The organism is Micromonospora sp. 4G55 (assembly GCF_016803375.1).
The window spans coordinates 1-2,535 of the sequence record NZ_JAEVHN010000795.1 but is presented as its reverse complement, the minus strand read 5'-3'; the positions used below and the strand labels follow the sequence as shown (position 1 = coordinate 2,535).

Here is a 2,535-nt window from a genome sequence, read left to right as displayed (position 1 = left end):
CGCCCCGGACCACCGGGACCCATCGGCCCACCCGGGCCGGGACCACCCGGACCGCGCGGCGCGTCGTAGCCGCCCCGGGGGGGCGTCGTACCCGCGGCGAAGGCGCCGGTGGGCTCGTCGTACCGGTTGCCGTAGCCCTGGGGGCCGGCCTGGGCCGGCATGGCGCGCGGCGGGAGCGGCTGCGGCACCGGGGACAGGCCGCGGTGGTCGTCGCGCATCGGCGGGCCGAGACGGTCGGCGCCCCGCGGGTCGGCGCCGCGACCGCCGAGGCCGCCGCGCTCCTCCAGCTCGGCCAGCTGCCGCTCGACCCGGTCCAGGTGCAGGTCGACCTGCCACTCGTCGTAGCCGTTGAAGCGGACCCGGAAGACGACGTCGTGGACCTCCTGGGAGGCCACGGGCGCGCCGACCGGCTGGCCGGCGAGTGTCGCCTCGACCCGGTCCAGGAAGGCGTCCACCTCGTCGACCTTGTATCCCCGGCGGAGCGCCTTACGCCGGAAACGCTGACCCTGACTCGCCACTATGTCTCCTGGTCTCGTCGCTACGCCCGGTCACGCCCGCGCGGCGCATCTATGTCCCTGTCCTCCGCGGCAGCCAACTGCCCGCACGCGCCGTCGATCTCGCGCCCCCGGGTGTCGCGCACCGTCGTGGACACCCCGGCCTCGCGGAGTCGCCGGACGAACTCGCGCTCGACCGGCTTCGCGCTCGCGTCCCAGCGGCTGCCGGGTGTCGGGTTGAGCGGGATGAGGTTCACGTGGGCCAGCTTGCCGGCCAACAGCCGCCCGAGCAGGTCCGCCCGCCACGGCTGGTCGTTCACGTCCTTGATCATCGCGTACTCGATCGACACGCGGCGCCCCGTCCGGGCCACGTAGTCCCACGCTGCGTCCAGCACCTCGGCTACCTTCCAGCGCTGGTTGACCGGCACGAGTTCGTCGCGCAGATCATCATCGGGCGCGTGCAGCGACAGCGCAAGGGTCACTGAGAGGTCTTCGCTGGCCAGTCGGCGGATGGCCGGAACCAGGCCGACCGTGGAAACGGTGATGTGCCGCTGCGACAGGCCCAGCCCCTCGGGGGCCGGCGCGACCAGCCGACGGATCGCCGCCACCACGCGGTTGTAGTTCGCCAGCGGCTCGCCCATGCCCATGAAGACGACGTGCGACAGCCGCGGCGGCGACCCGGCCACCGCGCCGGAGGCCGCCACACCGGCGAGGTAGACCGCCTGGTCGACGATCTCGGCCGTGGACAGGTTGCGGGTCAGCCCGGCCTGGCCGGTGGCGCAGAACGGGCACGCCATGCCGCAGCCGGCCTGGCTGGAGATGCAGACGGTGACCCGGTCCGGGTAGCCCATCAGCACGCTCTCCACCAGCGAGCCGTCGTGCAGCCGCCAGAGGGCCTTGCGGGTGGCGCCGTCGTCGCAGGCCAGCTCGCGGACCGGGTTGAGCAGGGTCGGCAGCAGCGCGCCGGCCAGCCGCTCCCGGGTGGCCGCCGGCAGGTCGGTCATCAGCTCCGGGTCGCGCACCAGCCGGCCGAAGTAGTGGTTGGAGACCTGCTTCGCGCGGAAGGCCGGCTCGCCCAGCTCGGTCACCAGCGCCTGCCGGCCCGGCAGGTCCAGGTCGGCGAGGTGGCGGGGAGGCATCGCGGGCCGACGCCCGGGGGCGTCGGGGTCTACGGGGATCACAGGCAGGCTCGTCATGGCCGGTCCAGTCTGACACGCCGACCGCGCAACACACCTGTCCGGAGGTGCCGAATCGACCCCCACCGGGCGGGCGACACGGTCTGCCGGGCGTGATTCATGCCTCAGCTCACCACCGGCACGAAGACCGCCAGCAGCAGGTACGCGGTGGGGACGGCGAAGAGGATCGAGTCGAGCCGGTCCATCAGGCCGCCGTGCCCGGGCAGCAGGTTGCTCATGTCCTTCACGCCCAGGTCACGCTTGATCATGGACTCGCCGAGGTCGCCGAGGACCGCCGCGACGGAGACCGCGACCCCGAACAGCGCGCCCCACCACGGCGCCACGTCGAAGAGCAGCCAGATCAGCACCGCGCTGCCGACCGCCGCCGCCGAGACCGACCCGGCGAAACCCTCCCAGGACTTCTTCGGGCTGATCGAGGGGGCCATCGGGTGCTTGCCGAAGGACACCCCCGCCGCGTACCCGCCGGTGTCGGAGAGCACCACGGCGACCAGGGTCGCCAGCACCCGCAGGTGGCCGTCGTCGGGCGCCGCCGCGAGCAGCGCCGCGAAGCCGCCGAGGAACGGCACGTAGACCGCGATCAGGGTGGCCGCGGTGAGGTCCCGCTGGAAGCCGCCCGGACCGTCGCCGAGCCGCCAGATCATCGTGCCCAGCACGGTGACCAGCAGACCCAGGCTGAGCGCGTCCGGCCCGGCGTACCAGGCCAGGCCGATCATCAGCACGCCGCCGGCGATCAGCGGCACCAGCGGCGGGTGGGCGCCGCTGCGGCGTACCGCGCGGGCCATCTCCCAGATGCCCACGCCGACCGCGCCGGCCACCACGGCGAGGAACGCCGGCAGGTAGAAGAA

3 protein-coding genes are annotated in these 2,535 nt (G+C 73.8%); all 3 read right to left on the bottom strand.

What is annotated here, in order from left to right:
- Positions 1-518: DivIVA domain-containing protein (locus JNW89_RS34300; protein ID WP_238452197.1), on the bottom strand; the 518-nt coding region annotated here is incomplete at its 3' end.
- Between the two features lie 20 nt (positions 519-538).
- Entirely contained in the window at positions 539-1,690 is a 1,152-nt protein-coding gene (rlmN, locus tag JNW89_RS34295) for a 23S rRNA (adenine(2503)-C(2))-methyltransferase RlmN (RefSeq protein ID WP_238452196.1), read from the bottom strand.
- A gap of 104 nt (positions 1,691-1,794) precedes the next feature.
- On the bottom strand, positions 1,795-2,535 hold a 741-nt coding region (locus JNW89_RS34290; RefSeq protein WP_238452195.1), incomplete at its 5' end, for a phosphatidate cytidylyltransferase.